This is a genomic window from Sphingobacterium sp. UBA6645 (assembly GCF_002455685.1).
GTDB classification, from domain to species: Bacteria; Bacteroidota; Bacteroidia; order Sphingobacteriales; family Sphingobacteriaceae; genus Sphingobacterium; species Sphingobacterium hotanense.
On the sequence record NZ_DKLH01000010.1, the window covers coordinates 47,237 to 63,802 of the forward strand.

Annotated in this window: 15 protein-coding genes; all 15 read left to right on the forward strand. The window is 40.3% G+C overall.

Annotated elements, in window-relative coordinates; translation table 11 throughout:
* Positions 1 to 36 precede the first annotated feature (36 nt).
* The 15 genes from B2400_RS02075 to B2400_RS02140 all read left to right on the forward strand — a co-directional run bounded on the left by B2400_RS02075 (position 37) and on the right by B2400_RS02140 (position 16,535).
* Positions 37 to 852: a 3-keto-disaccharide hydrolase gene (locus B2400_RS02075; protein WP_293930489.1), complete on the forward strand. Its 816-nt coding sequence runs from the start codon at positions 37 to 39 to the stop codon at positions 850 to 852.
* The gene (locus B2400_RS02080; RefSeq protein ID WP_293930491.1) at positions 852 to 1,970 is read left to right on the forward strand and encodes an SGNH/GDSL hydrolase family protein; all 1,119 of its coding nucleotides are present in this window, start codon (positions 852 to 854) and stop codon (positions 1,968 to 1,970) included. The genes B2400_RS02075 and B2400_RS02080 overlap by 1 nt, the downstream gene beginning before the upstream one ends.
* A gap of 211 nt (positions 1,971 to 2,181) precedes the next feature.
* Positions 2,182 to 3,402, forward strand: a complete 1,221-nt coding sequence (locus B2400_RS02085) for a FecR family protein (protein WP_293930493.1) — start codon at positions 2,182 to 2,184, stop codon at positions 3,400 to 3,402.
* A gap of 189 nt (positions 3,403 to 3,591) precedes the next feature.
* A complete protein-coding gene (locus B2400_RS02090; protein WP_293930494.1) occupies positions 3,592 to 6,930 on the forward strand; it encodes a TonB-dependent receptor in 3,339 nt (1,112 codons plus the stop codon).
* Between the two features lie 11 nt (positions 6,931 to 6,941).
* A complete protein-coding gene (locus B2400_RS02095) occupies positions 6,942 to 8,588 on the forward strand; it encodes a RagB/SusD family nutrient uptake outer membrane protein (protein ID WP_293930495.1) in 1,647 nt (548 codons plus the stop codon).
* A 25-nt stretch (positions 8,589 to 8,613) separates the two neighbouring features.
* Positions 8,614 to 9,360 (forward strand): creatininase family protein, encoded by a 747-nt coding sequence (locus B2400_RS02100; RefSeq protein ID WP_293930496.1) that lies wholly within the window; start codon positions 8,614 to 8,616, stop codon positions 9,358 to 9,360.
* A 10-nt stretch (positions 9,361 to 9,370) separates the two neighbouring features.
* Positions 9,371 to 10,579 (forward strand): glucose/galactose MFS transporter, encoded by a 1,209-nt coding sequence (gene gluP, locus B2400_RS02105; RefSeq protein ID WP_293930497.1) that lies wholly within the window; start codon positions 9,371 to 9,373, stop codon positions 10,577 to 10,579.
* Positions 10,580 to 10,590: 11 nt separating this feature from the next.
* Positions 10,591 to 10,887, forward strand: a complete 297-nt coding sequence (locus B2400_RS02110; RefSeq protein ID WP_293930498.1) for a UxaA family hydrolase — start codon at positions 10,591 to 10,593, stop codon at positions 10,885 to 10,887.
* Positions 10,865 to 11,296: a UxaA family hydrolase gene (locus tag B2400_RS17815; RefSeq protein WP_349681671.1), complete on the forward strand. Its 432-nt coding sequence runs from the start codon at positions 10,865 to 10,867 to the stop codon at positions 11,294 to 11,296. The genes B2400_RS02110 and B2400_RS17815 overlap by 23 nt, the downstream gene beginning before the upstream one ends.
* Before the next feature lie 21 nt (positions 11,297 to 11,317).
* Complete coding sequence (locus tag B2400_RS17820; RefSeq protein WP_349681672.1) at positions 11,318 to 12,085, forward strand: hypothetical protein; 768 nt, start codon at positions 11,318 to 11,320, stop codon at positions 12,083 to 12,085.
* Between the two features lie 5 nt (positions 12,086 to 12,090).
* Positions 12,091 to 12,927, forward strand: a complete 837-nt coding sequence (locus tag B2400_RS02120) for an amidohydrolase family protein (RefSeq protein WP_293930499.1) — start codon at positions 12,091 to 12,093, stop codon at positions 12,925 to 12,927.
* A gap of 5 nt (positions 12,928 to 12,932) precedes the next feature.
* A complete protein-coding gene (locus tag B2400_RS02125; RefSeq protein WP_223110862.1) occupies positions 12,933 to 13,310 on the forward strand; it encodes a RidA family protein in 378 nt (125 codons plus the stop codon).
* Between the two features lie 5 nt (positions 13,311 to 13,315).
* Positions 13,316 to 15,625 carry a hypothetical protein gene (locus B2400_RS02130; RefSeq protein ID WP_293930500.1) on the forward strand — a complete coding sequence of 770 codons (2,310 nt, stop codon included), beginning with the start codon at positions 13,316 to 13,318 and terminating at the stop codon, positions 15,623 to 15,625.
* Between the two features lie 108 nt (positions 15,626 to 15,733).
* Complete coding sequence (locus B2400_RS02135) at positions 15,734 to 16,315, forward strand: RNA polymerase sigma factor (protein WP_293930501.1); 582 nt, start codon at positions 15,734 to 15,736, stop codon at positions 16,313 to 16,315.
* A 37-nt stretch (positions 16,316 to 16,352) separates the two neighbouring features.
* The gene (locus B2400_RS02140) at positions 16,353 to 16,535 is read left to right on the forward strand and encodes a hypothetical protein (RefSeq protein WP_293930503.1); all 183 of its coding nucleotides are present in this window, start codon (positions 16,353 to 16,355) and stop codon (positions 16,533 to 16,535) included.
* The last annotated feature ends 31 nt before the right edge of the window (positions 16,536 to 16,566 follow it).

A 16,566-nucleotide genomic window follows, 5' to 3' on the forward strand; every position in this document is an offset into this window, starting at 1 on the left:
CTAAATTTAATCTTTCAACTTAATCGACTAATGACTATGAAAAGAAATTTTGCGTATGGATTAATCGTTGCATTTGGTTTAACATTAGGTTCCTGTGCAACAAAATCATCTACCACAGCGCCTCAAGCGCAGCCTGTATACGAATTAAATAATCTTCCAAAGGTCAATCTTAAAGATTTCAAAAAGAACTCTGCGGGCGCTTATGTATTATTTGATGGGTCTTCTTTAAATGGATGGAGAGGGTACAATAAAGACCATGTGCCTGCAAAATGGGCTATCGACAATGGTACATTGAAATTCTCGAAAGCACCGGGAGGGAATGCGAAGGCGGAAGGTGGCGATATTATTTTTGCCCACGATTTTAAAAACTTTGAATTAGAATTTGAATGGAAAATCTCGCAGGCGGGAAACTCAGGTGTGTTCTTCTTAGCTAAAGAGGTTAAAAACCAACCAATCTATATCTCTTCTCCTGAGTATCAATTGCTAGACAACCAGAACCACCCGGATGCAAAGCAAGGTGTTGATGGCAACCGTAAATCCGCGTCTTTATATGACATGATTCCAGCAAAGCCGCAGAATGCTTTCCCAGCAGGAGAGTGGAATAGAGCGAAGATTGTCGTTAATAAAGGGAAAGTAACGCACTATCAAAACGATGAAAAAGTCGTAGAATACGAACTATGGACGCCGTCTTGGATTGAATTGCTACAAGCTAGCAAATTCAGCAAGGAGAAATGGCCGTTAGCATTTGAGTTGTTAAGCACTGTTGGTGGAAAAGAAAAGGCCGGTGTTATCGGTTTCCAAGACCACGGTGATGATATTTGGTTGAGAAATGTAACTGTAAAAGTATTATAATGAAGAAAACACTTCATAATTGGAAAGAGAGCTTATTGAGCTCTCTTTTCTTGCTTGTGGCTACCGGCAGTTTGTTGGCTCAGGGTATTTCCTGGCATAATCCATTGCAAGAATCCGCTCTGCAGGGACGTACAGCTGCTTTAAAAACAGACGATGCCTATGCTCGATTGCCATTGAATTTGAAATCAGAAGTTCGTGAACCGGTGTGGTACCTAGGGCAGCAAGCTGCCGGTATCTATGTGGAGTTTGTTTCGAACTCGCCGGAAGTATCCGTGCGCTATAAGGTGCGCAATGCGTTGAATATGCCCCATATGCCGACCACCGGTGTGAGCGGTGTCGACCTATATGCAAAGGGTGAAAAAGAGGGCGATTGGAAATGGTCTTTCGGCAAATACAAGTTCGCTGACACCATTACTTACAACTACGTAAACCTTGCAGTGCCAACGGATAAAGGGAACTATTATAGACTTTATCTCCCCCTTTATAATGCGGTTGATTGGATGGAGATCGGCGTTAATGAAGGTGCGAGCTTTGAATTCAAGAAAAATACTGAAAAGCCAATTATTGTCTACGGCACTTCTATCGCGCAGGGCGCTTGTGCAACACGCCCAGGTTTAGGCTGGACGAATATGCTTGGTCGTAACTTTAGCCAACCGGTCATCAATCTGGCGTTCTCCGGAAATGGTAGACTGGAACAGCCTATCCTAGACCTCATCAATGATGTCGATGCTGCCGCCTATTTGTTGGATTGCATCCCTAACCTAGCGCTTACCAAAGATCGTTCGGCTGATGATCTGAAAAAGTTGATCATTAATGCGGTTTCTACCTTGCGTAAGAAGCATCCCAAGACGCCAATTATGCTGATGGCGCACAGCTCTAGCGAGGTGCCGGGCATTATGAGCAAAAGTAACCTTTCAGAATATGGCTCATCTTCGGTGGTCGCATTCGAGACTTTTAAAGAGATTAAAGCAAAAGGCGATGCGAATTTGTATTGGGTGTCAAGTCAGGATATTGGCTTCGATATAGAATCTACGGTAGACTACGCGCATCCTAACGATATAGGCATGAAGAAGATTTCCGATGCTTATACCAAATTTTTGAAACAAATTTTGAGGTAGTATTTAGCAGACATAGATGTAAGACATTAGACATTAGAGCAGGGCGCCGATAAGGCGCCTTTTTTTGTGATGGATCGTCGTTATGGCTGGATTTAGTCATTATGCATACTTTTCTCTGTTCTGTGAGGATCTTTTTTTATGTAAAAAAAATCAAACTTTTTTGCTAAGGTTTAAGTCAGTTTCCCGTTTCTAGTGAAATTGTTAATAACCAATGTATAATCTCGATGAAATATTATCGCTTTTACAGAAGCGAATCGATGGCAGTATAACTGAGGAAGAGTCCACTGTTTTAGAATGCTACGCTTCTTCCAATCCGTATTTCCAACGGGTTCTCGAAAAGATCGGAGAAGATGGTGTATTGTGGGATGATCTAGTTGAAAAATTAGAGTTAGAAAAATCCGATAATGAATCATGGGAGGAAAGGTTGAGGATCCAAACATTGGGTAAGATTCGGGAGCAAGAATTTAAAGTTTTCCCAAATAAATTTAGGCGAATGTCATGGCTTCGTATAGCGAGTCTATTACTTGTCACACTCTCCATTTCTACCTTGTTTATTTTATATCAAAAAAGTCGAAATAGTTCTAATATCGAGATTGTTAGTGAAATACCAACGCCTTCTTCCAAAGCAATTCTGCGACTCGATAATGGAAAAGTTATCGAGCTTGATTCCGCGAAATCTGGGCTTCTGATAGATAACGGTTTATCCTATGTCGATGGAACATCTGTTGGCAATGACTCCGAATTATCAAATACTGTGATGCTCAGTTTGGAGGTTCCGAAAGGAGGTAACTATCATCTCGTTTTAGGCGACGGAACAAAGGTTTGGTTAAACTCGGGGAGTGTGTTGAAGTATCCTTTGAAGTTTAAAAACCATGAGCGATTAGTAGAGCTGTCAGGGGAAGGGTATTTCGAAGTTTCTACGAGGTTCCATACAGACCTTTCAGATCAAGAGCAGGTTCGGACACCATTCTTAATACATACCAAAAGACAAATTATAGAGGTGCTAGGCACAGCTTTCAATGTAGAAGCTTATGCTGACGATAAACTAGAGAAAACAAGCTTAGTACATGGTAAAGTCCGTGTTAGGGAAGTACTTAGATCTTCGGAAAAATTAAATCTAATTCCAGGAGAGCAGTCGATTATTAGCGATTCATCTATCGAGAAGACGCAATTTAATCCAGACGACATTTTAGGATGGAAGGATAATAAGTTCATTTTCAACAATACGGACTTGAGTCAAGCATTGAAAGTATTGAGTAGATGGTATGATTTCGATGTTCTTTATGAAGGCGAGGTGCCCCAATCTCAATTTTATGCAGAAATCAATCGTTCCAATAAATTAACCACGGTACTAAAGACACTAGAAAAAGGAGGTGTAAAATTTAGAATGGAAAAACAAGATAACCGCTTTCGGTTAGTAGTCAAGAAGTAATGGATTAAAAATGAGTCCAAATAGTGCTGCTACACTATTTGGACGTGATTAAATCGATTATTTCATCAATTGAACTGTAGGAAGGCCAATTAAAAGCAACAAAAACAATTTAAACCACTTAAAATTATGATTTTTTATTCAATTGTTAAAGACCGAATCAGGTCTTTAGGGAAGCCATTTTTACTAGCCATGAAATTAATAGTCTTATTAACTTTCTTAAATATCTGCACCGTTCTAGGGAATGGACTCGCGCAGCAAGTTACCCTGAAAGGGGAGGGCATCACTTTGGTACAGGCCATGCGCAGCATTCAACAGCAGACCGGTAAACAGTTTTTTCTGAATGGGAGAAAACTAGCCGAGCTTAGGGTGAATATTAATGTGAAATCGATGGATTTACCGCTCGCTATGGAGTCCCTTTTAAACGGAAAGCCCGTTTCTTGGGAAATGCAAGATGACATCATCGTAATTAGGCAAAAGCAGAACGGAAATCTGAAGTCTCAAAAATTGCAGATTCATGCGGAGAGTCTTAATGCTTGGAATCAGCAAAGCAACGTTCAAGGCGTTGTTAGCAAAGAGTCAGGAGAGCCTCTAGCTGGTGCCACCGTGGCGATAAAAGGCACTTCTGCTGCTGTTTCTACAAATGAAAGAGGTGAGTATTCCTTATCCTATTCCACTCAAAACCCTGTTTTAATTGTCAATTTGATGGGGTTTTCAAGTAAAGAAGTTGCAATTGGCAATCGTTCAAATGTAAATATAACCTTATTGGAGGCTGTTGATGATATTGATGAGGTTGTCGTAGTTGGATATGGTACGCAGAAGAAAATCAATTTAACAGGTTCTGTGGCAACAGTTAGTGGAGATGAAATTGCAAAAACACCAACAAATAATTTATCGAATGCAATAGGGGGGCGTATGCCTGGGGTTTCCTCAGTGAACTCTGATGGTCGCCCGGGGAACGGATCCACTATTCGTGTTCGCGGATTGAGCACACTGAATGACAATAATCCACTCGTGGTAGTCGACGGTGTTGTTCGTTCCGATGGCTTTGGAAATATCGATCCAAACGAAGTCGCTAGCATCTCCGTTTTGAAAGATGCGTCAGCCGCAGCGGTTTATGGTGCTCGCGCAGCAAACGGTGTTATCCTGATTACCACAAAAAGAGGAAAAGTCGGAAAACCCGTTTTAACTTACTCTGGCATGGTAGGGCTGCAGGAGCCAACCCAATATCCAACGTTAATGACCGCTTATGACTATGGCGTTACGCGCAATCAGGCATTCTATAATCAAGGCTACGACCCGAATAACCCCGCACAGGCAAATAACTTCTATACCGATGCTGAATTACAGAAATTTAAGGAAAGTGGAACCGATTGGTATGCTGAAACGTTCAAAGATCGTAGTCCTCAAAATCAACATAATTTGAGTCTTCAGGGTGGTAGCGAGTCTGTTCGATATTTTGGTTCGCTAGGTTATCTGAACCAAACCGGACTATATGATAATATCGGTTTCAAACGATATAATATTCGTTCAAATATCGATGCTTCAATAACAAATAGTTTAACGGTTGGATTAAATCTTGAAGCACGACAAGAGCTTTTTGAATCTCCAAGTTGGGACGCTTCGGAAATCTTTCATCGTGTTATCAACGCTTCTCCTACGCGTTTAGCATATCACCCAAGCGGTAGAGCTGCTAATACCACAGGTTCGCATCCGGTAGAGATGATAAGAAACTCTGGGTACAAAGATCAAGAATACGATATTTTTCAAGGAACGTTATTCTTTAATCAAAAGTTAGACATACTGACTGAAGGACTCGCACTGAACGGAAATTTCTCGTACTATAAACAACATTATTTCAATAAGGTGTTCGCGATGCCTTATACCATGTACGATGAAGATGCACAGGGAAATGTGACCAATGAAAAAATGGTGGGTAGTAAAACGTCATTAACCGAAGGTTTTGATGCTTTGACCAATACGACTTACAATATTTCAATGAACTACGCCCGCGACTTTAATAATCATAATGTTGCCGGTATGCTACTCTATGAGCAATATGGAGCAAAAGGTAAAAACTTCACCGCGAGAAAGGAAGATTTCATATCAAATATAAAAGATGAATTTTTTGCGAGTGGACCAACTAATCAATCCATTGATGGACGTGGATATATTAACGATGCACGTCGTTCGCTCGTGGGGCGCGTGAATTATGCTTTCGCAGGAAAATATTTGTTTGAAGGGACGTTTAGGTATGATGGCTCTTATCGTTTCCCGAAAGAGAGACGATTTGGCTTCTTTCCTGCAGTTTCTGCTGGTTGGAGAATTTCAGAAGAACCTTTTTTTAAGAATAATGAGAGTTTGAACTTTATAAATAACCTAAAGCTACGGGCATCTAAGGGTTTGATAGGTAACGATCGAGTGAATGCATATCAATTCTTAGAGAGTTATTCAATCATAACCGGGGCAGGGCCTGTGGTCGACGGGCAAGCTGTACCACAGGTTGGATATGGTGTTTATCCGAATTATAATATTACTTGGGAAAAACAAGACAACACGAACATCGGATTGGAATGGAGCCTATGGAATTCTATGTTGAATTTCGAAGTTGACTATTTCTTCCGACATACCCGCGACATCCTTTGGAGCAAGGATAGATCGGTTCCTGGAACTTTTGGACGCCAGTTGCCAAATGAAAATTATGCCAAAGTTAAAAGTAAAGGTATTGAATTCACTATCGGCCATCAGAACGCTGTTAATGACTGGAGTTACAATTTTAGGCTAGTGGGCTCTTATGCAACAAATGAAGTTACACAAATCGACGATCCCGCGAATGCGATGGACTTCAATAAACAACTAGGGCGTCCCATTGGCTACCGTGCAGGCTACGAAGCATTGGGTTTATTTCGATCAAAAGAAGAAGCCGATTCATGGTATGGCGGCAAACAGTTCGGTTTGCAAAGTCTTCCAGGAGATATCAAATACGCTGATATCGACGGTGATGGCGCGATTACTATCCAAGACCAAAAAGTCATTGCTAACTATGGAAGTGAACCGCGCATTATGTACGGTTTTAATGGATCGCTCTCGTGGAAAAATTTAGACATGAATTTCTTTTTCCAAGGGGCTTCACAGCGTAATATGATGTTGACTGCCGCTGGACGAGTGATGTATTTGAACGGTGGGTCAAGTAATAACTTCGCTTATTTTGCTGATTCATGGTCTCCGGAGAATCCAGACGCCAAATATCCGCTTGCATGGGTCGACTCTCGATCAATCAATAATCGCGATTCTAATTTCTGGTTGCGCAAGGCCGGTTATGTGCGATTAAAGTCATTGGACTTGGGATATAATTTCTCTGGCGACTGGTTAGATAAAATCAAAGTCAGCAAAATGAGATTATATGTATCAGGATTTAATCTATTCACGATTAGCCAAATCGATGAATTAGATCCTGAAGCTGCAACAGGTGCTGGAAACTACTATCCGCAACAACGTAATTACAACCTAGGTGTTATGCTTTCATTTTAATTATTAACGTTATGAAATTCACAAAATATATAGCAATAGTCGCTTTCTTTACTTTCGCCTTTTCTTCCTGCGAGTCAGACTTTTTAGACCCCAAAAATCCATCGGCTATTTCAGAAGAAGACGTATGGTCGGACGGTAAATTAATTGAGTTATTAGTCAACCAGATGTATAATGATAGACAAGGATACGAATATTCAAATACGCAAGACAACATCGTCGATGAAGGTCGATGTAATTATACGGGAGATGCACCCAACCAAATCCTTCGAGGTCAATGGGATCAGACTTATAATCCATTGGGTTTTTGGGCATACCAACAGGTTCGTCGAGCAAACGAGTTTTTATCAAAGATTGATGGCGCTACGCTAGATGACGAAACGCGAAAGCGCCTAAAAGGAGAGGCGCGTTTTCTAAGGGCCTTTCTATATTTTGATATGGTCAAACGTTATGGTGGAATTCCAATCATAACAACACCACAAGACATCTCGGATGATTTGATGGTAAAAAGAGCCAGTATTAAAGAAACGTTTGACTTTATCGTGAGTGAATTAAGATTAGCTAAGGATGAACTACCCCCTTCAGCGCCGAGAGGAAGAGCATCCCAAGGATCTGCCATGGCATTGTTAGGAAGAGCCTTATTGTATTATGCTAGTCCTCTGTATAACGAGGAAAACAATAGTTCACTTTGGGCAGAGGCTGCGAAAGCAAGCAAAGATGTAATGGATTTGAACAAATATAGCTTGTATCCCGATTTGAATAAAATCTGGTTGGATAAGGCAAATAATCACGTTGAGTCAATTTTTGAAATACAATATAAATTACCAGAAAAGCAACACAGCTGGGATGCTGGATTGAGACCCCTAATCCTTGCCAATAACAATGCTGGTCAACTATCTCCATTGCAGGAATTGGTAGACGCATTTCCGATGAAGAACGGAAAAGGAATCAAAGAAGCGGGATCAAATTACAATCCGAACGATCCCTATGTCGGTCGCGACAATCGTTTTTATGCATTCATCGCATTTAATGGGTCTAAAGTCAAGGGTACAACTTCTGGTCCGCCAGTTCGTGAAATCACGTTGGAAACATACTCAGGTGGAAGAGATTATGACGCCTCAAAAGAGAATACGATCTATAACACCATAACGAGCTACTATACGCGAAAAGCTATCAATCCAGATAATACAATATATACCGGCAGCACAGGAAGTGACCAGCCATGGATAGAACTGCGCTATGCAGAGGTTTTGTTGAATTATGCAGAGGCTCAGAACGAGGCGCTTTCCTCACCAGATGCTTCCGTCTATCAAGCGTTGAACACGCTGCGAAAACGCGCAGGTATAACGTCAGATTTGGCAGTAGGATCACTAAATAAAGTGCAGATGCGCGATTTGATTCGTAACGAACGTTATGTGGAAATGTGCTTTGAGAAGAAGAGATATTGGGATTTAAGACGTTGGAAATTGGCAGAAACAGTCTTAAATGGAAGAAAATATCACGGGGCCCTAATAACCAAGCATGCTGACGGTAGCTTCACATATGCTTATCCTGAAGTTGATGCAACACCGATCGTGTTTGAAAGCAAAATGTATTTTATGCCGATTCCACAAGGCGAAATTGATAAAAATGGAAACCTAGAACAGAACCAAGGTTGGTAGTGATAAACGCTAAAACTAATTTATTATGAGATACGAATTAATGATTCCGACACAGATTCGTAAAGCAATCGCTGACAACATTCCGGTCGTTCTTCCATTAGGTGTGTTGGAATATCATGGAGAGCATCTATGCACAGGAGTAGACACTTTGGTGATTACCGAGACGTTAGCACGATTAGAAAACGAAGTTCCCTTTATTATTTTACCAGCCTTTTATTATGGCGCTGCGAGCTACGCGGTCGAAGGCCCTGAAGCAAATGGTAGTATACATAATCGACCAGATATACTTTATCCTTTTGCAAGTTCATTATTTATGAACTTGCTAAGGATTGGTTTTCGGAATATCCATATCATTGTGCATCATCAGAGTGAGAATTTTGCAGCAGGGATGCCTACGGATTTATCTTTCAAATTAGCAGCACGGCAAACCTTGTTCGATTTTATTGAGCGGCAATCTGGTGAAGGTTGGTGGGGCAAAGCAGACGCTGCAAATTATTATGAAGGGCATGAGGAAGGCGATAATCCATTTAATTGGATTCAAGCTTATCCATTATTGTCCGATTCTATTCAAAAGGAATATCCTATTGATCATGCAGGGAAATTAGAAACAGCATTAATGATGGCAGTATGTCCTGAAGGGGTATATATGGATCATTTCTCGGAGGACAAATGGTATACGCAGACTGCAAAAGACGCCAACTTGGAGTACGGTGAAGCTGTCTTAGCCAGAGTTAAGGATCATTTGAAAGCGAAATTGAAGCCGAAATCCTAATATCAAGATTATGAAAACATTGTCAACAGCAAATGTTAGGCTATATTTGATCATTATCGGGTGTATGTACGCGGTTTTGGGCTTTTCTATAGGAATAAATGCCTATTTCATCCCTTTTGTTCAAGAAGCATTTACATTAAAAACAGCAACGTCATATCTTATTATGACAGCTACTTTTTCAGCTTACGTGCTTTTTGCCATTCCTTCAGCAATATTGCTAAAGAAGATTGGATACCGTAATTCTATATGTACCTCATTTTTCATATTGGCAAGTGGGTTCACACTAATAGCTTTTTCTTCCCAGTCAGCGAGTTTTGAATTATTCCTTTTCGGCCTTTTTGTGTTGGGGATTGCGCAGACCTTGCTCACGGACTCCATCAATTCTTATGTGACGATCCTGGGATCGCCGGAGTCCGCAGCCAAGCGAATCAGTATCATGGGGATCGCTGATAAACTAGCACTTGCAGGTGCATCCTTTATTTTGGCCCTGTTCTTAGACTTAAAGAATGTAGATATCAACCACCTAAAAATTCCATTTTACAGTATCGCTGCGATTGCCGTTTTAGTCGGGGTTGCGATTTATTTTTCTCCTTTACCAGAAATATCCGCACCAGGTGAAGATAGCGAAAGTTCAGAGCTTGATGCCAGCGTTTATGGAAATACGAAATCATCCATCTTCCAGATCCCACATTTATATCTCGGCGCGATTGCAATATTCTTTGATGTCGGGGTGGAAATAATTGCTCTTGGATCAATTAATGATTATGCAAAGAGTTTAAATCTCAAACATCCTGAACACTATGTTTGGTATACGACCTTTGGAATGGTATTTGGCTACTTGTGTGGCGTAAGCCTAATACCAAAACGACTTTCCCAAAGACAGGGACTTGTTATATGCACACTTTTGGGTATAGTAACTACAATAGTTATATTGGTTGTAGAACCGATTATCTCTATCTATCTCGTCGCCGCTCTAGGCGTCGCAAACTCCTTACTATGGCCGACGGTATTTCCTTTGGCATTACGTGACCTGGGACGCTTTACTAAAAAAGGAGCTTCAGTGTTGGTGATGGGTATTATTGGGGGTGCAGTGCTTCCTTTAATCTTCGGTTATTTAGCGGATCTGTATGAACATCAAATCGCCTATTCAGTCTGTATTCCTGCTTATCTATATCTGTTATTCTACGCTTTAATAGGCAGTAAGCTGAGACCACATTAACGTATAAATTGATGGAAAAGTTATATAAGATTAATGATAAAGACAATGTCTATGTTCTGAAAGAGCCGGTTCTATCGGGTGAACTCATTGAGATTGATGGTAATCCAATTAGAATTCCCTATGATATGGGACGCGGGCATAAACTCGCTGCCAGCAAAATCCAAAAAGGTGAAAAAGTCATCAAATTTGGTATGAAGATCGGTTCTGCCACGAAGGAAATCCAACTTGGAGAACATGTGCATTTAAATAATTTGAAAAGCGATTATTTACCAACATATTCTAAGGATGAACGATTTGATAACAAGTAAAAATAACAGCCTAGGCAGTGGATATTTACGCGCGGATGGAAGGAAAGGAATTAGAAACATTGTGCTAATCGTTTATTTAGTAGAATGTGCCAGGCATGTCGCTCAAAAAATAGCCCTACAATTCGATGAACAGCAAGTTCAAATGATTGGATTTAGTGGCTGTTATCCGAATAGCTACGCCGAGCGAATGATGCATTCGCTTTGCACTCAACCAAATGTCGGAGCCGTGCTATTGGTGTCTCTGGGATGTGAAAGTTTTAACGGGAGCTCATTGCTGAAACATGTGGAGGCTTCCAACAGACCTGTAAAGCTAGTAGGTATTCAACAGACCGGCGGTACGAAAATGGCTATCGAGGAGGGTAAGCAGTTTATAACATTTGCATTAGCGCAATTAGATCAAGTTCCTTGAACTGAGATTTATTGGAAAGATATGATTATTGGGGTGGTCTCGGGAGGAAGCGACGCTACAAGTGGGTTGACTGCCAATCCAGCCACAGGATTAGCTTTCGATAAATTACAGACGCTCGAGAGTACCTGTATTTTTGAAAACACCGGTGAAATGATTGGATTAGAGGATGATTTAAAACGTAGAGCAAGTCGCCCAGACTTAGGGGAAGAACTAAAAAACACGATAATAAAGGCCGCATCCTATTATGCGAACATGGGGCATGGAAGTTTTGCACCCGGAAATGCCGAGGGCGGCCTGACAACATTGGAAGAAAAGTCGATCGGTGCCTACTGTAAGAGTGGATCATCAGCAATAGTCGGATTGTTAAAACCTTGCGATCTACCAACGGTTCCTGGATTGTACTTAATGGATATTGTACCTGATGGTGTACCTACTTTCGGTTTTCCAAATCCAAATGATATCTCGGAAATGAATGAATTGATCGCCTCGGGTGCTCAATGTATTTTATTCACCACTGGAAGGGGGTCAGTAGCTGGCTCTGCAATATCTCCCGTCATAAAAATCATGGCAAACCCAGAAAATTATGTGCGTTTGGAGGAAAATATGGATGTGAATGCTGGAAAAATACTATTGGGCGAGAGCAGTTTGGAAGATATTGCGAATGAGATCATTCTTCGTATTGCAGAAGTAGCAGGCGGTAAAAGAACAAAAGCAGAAGAATTAGGACACTTTGAGTTTTCGCTTGGATACAAGTTTTTTGAACCGGCAGGACCTTCCTGTTTAGCCTGAAGTTTATGATAAAAATAGATAGCCACATCCATTTCTGGAAATACCATCCAATAAAGGATGCTTGGATTACCGACGAAATGGAAGTCCTGAAGTCAGATTATATGCCCGATGATTTATTGCACCAGATGAATGATGCAGGCATCGAACAAGGGGTTTTAGTGCAAGCAGATCAGAGTGAAAATGAGAATGATTTTCTATTGACAATCGCTAAACAGCACCCTTCTTTTGTTGCGGTCGTTGGATGGGTTGATTTTCGGAGCAACAACATTGAAGAAAGACTGGCATGCTATGCAAAGAATAACCTAATGAAGGGATTTAGACATATTGTCCAATCGGAGCCTGATCTAAATTTTTTATTGAAACCATCTTTTATGAATGGGATCGCCTTGTTGAAGAAGTACAATTTTAGCTACGATGTATTAATCTACCCGAAACATCTAGATATAGCGTTAGAATTTTGTAAGACATTGTCTGATCAGAAATTAATAATAGACCATATTGGTAAGCCAGACATCAAGAATAGAAATTTCACAGACTGGAAAAAGAAGATAAAAGAGTTTAAGTCAATGGATCATGTTGGCTGTAAATTAGCCGGTCTAGTTACTGAAGCTGATTGGAATCATTGGAAAGTCGATGATTTTAAGGAAGTCGTTGATTTTTGCCTATCGGTATTTGGCCCAAATAGGATGATGTTTGGAAGTGATTGGCCTGTATGTAAGGTCGGCGGATCTTATACGCAAGTTTGTGCTATTGTTGAACAACATATTTCGAAGCTTACCGAGCTAGAACAGGCAGCGATATGGGGAAACACATGTCGAGATTTTTATAATATTAAACCATAAACCAAATGATGAAAAGTATAAAACACCCAATGAGGCCGCTCAACTCTGACCCTCCGTTAAGCGATGCCATATTAGATGGTAATTGGATGTATGTAAGTGGACAAGGTTCTGTTGACGTTTCGACAGGAACCTTTCTTCTGAACAATATTGAAGAGGAAACTAAGCAAACGATGGAGAACATAAGACTAATCTTGTCGCAAGAGGAGATGGGGTTTCAAAACATCGTGAAATGTAATGTTCATTTAGCTAATATGGACGATTTCGAAGCCTTTAATTCCGTTTATCGAACCTATTTTCCAAATATTAAGCCTGCGCGAACGACCGTACAATCTGTTCTTATGCAGGGAATAAAAGTAGAAATTGATTGTGTTGCAAAAAAGTAAATATTATGACCTTAACATCATCTATTAATAGACGTCAGTTTTTAGCGAGTAGTGGATTGGCAGTTGGAGCCTTCCTTGGCTTAGGAATGATACCTTATCAGTTTCAACAAATAGAGCCTGATACTGAGGGGCCTTTGGCATTAGTTCCAACGCATTTTCCAAGTTTACTACATGCTTTTGTGTGGCGAAATTGGAATTTAGTACCCACTGAACGCATGGCAAAGACCATTGGCGCCACCGCTTCGCAGATAAGAGGACTTGCACGGGAAATGTTGCTGCCGAAGGAGCAATCGGTTAGCGATTCGCAGTGGGAGCGCAGTTATCTAACTGTTATTCGAAGAAATTGGCATTTATTGCCGAAGTCTCAACTTTTGATCTTAATGGATTGGACAAATGAGCATTTGGAGTTTACGCTTATAGAAGATGATTTTTTCTACGTAAAACTAGGGAATCTAAAGCCTAAATGTAAAACTTTAAATTATACCGAAGCTATGAAGAGCTTGGATAAGGCAGAATTGGCGAAGTTTAAGAAGCGCTTGCAATCCGTGTTTCCCAAAGGATTACCAAAGCAAGAGGAACCTTTCTTCCATTTTGTCGAAGAGCTATCGGCGGCAAGTCCGACGAAAGTCGAAGAGGGAGATTCCATGTTTAGCCCAAGATTAGCTTACCCATATTTCGCATTATTTGGTGATCCTCTATTATCGGAGAGTACTGATTCTTATCCAGACGCATATTTAGAAAAAATGCACGCTAAAGGTGTCGACAGTATATGGATGCATATTGTGTTAAGCAAAATATCGCCCTTCCCTTGGGATATGAAACAAAGTAAGAACTGGGAAAAACGATTGGCTAATATGGCAAAATTGGTAGATCGCGCCGGTCAGAAGGGTATAAAAATCTTTTTGTATCTGAACGAGCCTCGAAATCAAACGAAAGAATTTTTTGCTAAATATCCTCAGTTGAAGGGCAGTGGAAATTCATTATGTACGAGTAAATCTGAAGTGCAGGAATATTTAAAAAGTTCACTTGCAGTGATAGCAGAGCGAGTACCAGGTTTAGGTGGTTTTTTCTCGATTAGTGCCTCTGAAAATCCGACGCATTGTTGGTCGCACAATCGGGGTAATCTATGTCCTGACTGCGGACCCAAAGGGGCAGGAAAGGTTATTGCAGAGTTAAATAATTTATATATCGACGCCATTGAAAATGGGTATCGAAAGGCTAAAAAAACACTGGCCAGCCATGCTGAAAGACCACGATTGATTGTTTGGGACTGGGGGTGGCAGGACGGCATCGCGGAAGTTGTATTGCCGAGTCTGAAGAACGAGTCACTGAGTTTTATGAGCGTGAGCGAATGGAGTTTACCAATTGAAAGAGGAGGAATAAAAAGCCAAGTAGGCGAGTATTCAATAAGCAGTATCGGTCCTGGACCAAGAGCTACAAAGCATTGGAAAATAGCGAAGGAAAACAATATAGCCTGTATAGCAAAAATTCAAGCTAACAATAGCTGGGAAATCGGTGCAATACCGTATATCCCCGCTTTATACAATGTTGGACAACATATTTCAAACTTAAGGAATGCTGGAGTAACGGGATTAATGTTAGGTTGGAGTTTGGGAGGATATCCATCTCCAAACCTCGAATTAGTCGATATGCTCGGCAAAAACAAATCGATGCCCTTCGAGGAAGCAATATTGAAAGTCGCTGAAAATCGTTATGGAGAGTACGGTACTAAAGTCGCTGAAGCTTGGAAGATTTTTAGTATGGCTTTTAGGGAGTTTCCTTACAATATCAGTGTAGTATATACGGCGCCATTACAAGCTGGACCATCCAATCTTCTATGGAAAAACGAAACAAATTACAAAGCGACCATGGTGGGATTGCCTTATGACGATTTGAAGAGCTGGCGAAGTATTTATCCTGAAGATGTTTTTGTAAGCCAACTTCAGAAGGTGTGTGACGGATTTTCAAGTGGGATATTGATTTTGAAATCTGCAACGAAGAACAATAATATTAGCAAATTGATGCAACAAGAGATTAACGTTGCGGAAGCTCTTTATTTGCATTACGCTAGCATCGTTAATCAAGCAAAGTTTATTATGGCTAGAAGGGAGCTTCAATCGGCAAATTCAAATGACGTCAAAGCGAAGCTGAAAAACATATTGAAATCGGAAATTGATCTGGCTCTTCGTTTGGCGGAAGTTCAAGGGAGTGATTCTCGTATCGGTTTTGAAGCTTCAAACCACTATTTTTACGTCCCGCAGGATTTATTTGAAAAAGCGCTGAATTGTTCTCAGTTAATTGAGGACTATTCATAGCTTTCGGCGTAATATTACATTGAATGGCGTCATTGATAAAATGACGCTATTTGTTTTAGAGTGTTAAAACTATTTAGTAATTTCAAGAATAAACCTAAGCACTATTTTATGATACCTTCATCAGTGCCATTGTCAGATTTAAGAAATGGAAAGGAAGCTGGACTCACCTTTTACATGTCGAAATATGGGAGTTCGTTACGCTTCTTCGCATATTCAATTGTGAAGGATAAAGGCGCAGCAGAAGAGATTGTTTCGGATAGTTTCTACAAGTTATGGAATGGTAGGGAAAGAACAAAGACGGAGGATAATGTAAGGGCATTCCTTTACCTTTCTACCAGAAATGCTTGTTACGATTATGTGGATTTGAATGTAAATCGTGCGAAATACGATTCTGATGCTCTTGATATGTTAATCCAACCCGACCAGGATTTTGAAGCTCAAATAATCTATAATGAATTATTAAACGCGATTTCAAAGGAATTGGAGAAATTGCCAGCTACGCAAGCAAAAGTCTTTAAGATGTCTTTTTTCGAAGGATTGGAAACTAAAGAAATATGTGATATGCTGGACACGACTCCGAGTACTGTTTACTTTGCTAAATCAAAAGCAATACAAACTTTAAAGGAAATATTTAAAGAGAAAAATCTTAAATACTATAGTCTATTTTTATTTTTAATTTTGAATAAATAGGTTAGTAATTAGTAGCTAGTATTTAGTATTAAGACCTATGGCGGCCAATATTGGTCGCCTTTTTTTTGTTCAAAATCAAGGTGAATCTTTTATTTTTTGCAGGAAAAGAAGAATGATTTTCTCTTTGAAAAAACGCTTTATCGTCAACCAGGAAAGGAAGGATGAAAAAGATAACCATGATCCTGCCAATCCTTTTATCCTTCCTTTCCTGGTGTTCTAGGTTTTTGACATATGCAAATTTTCTTTAATAT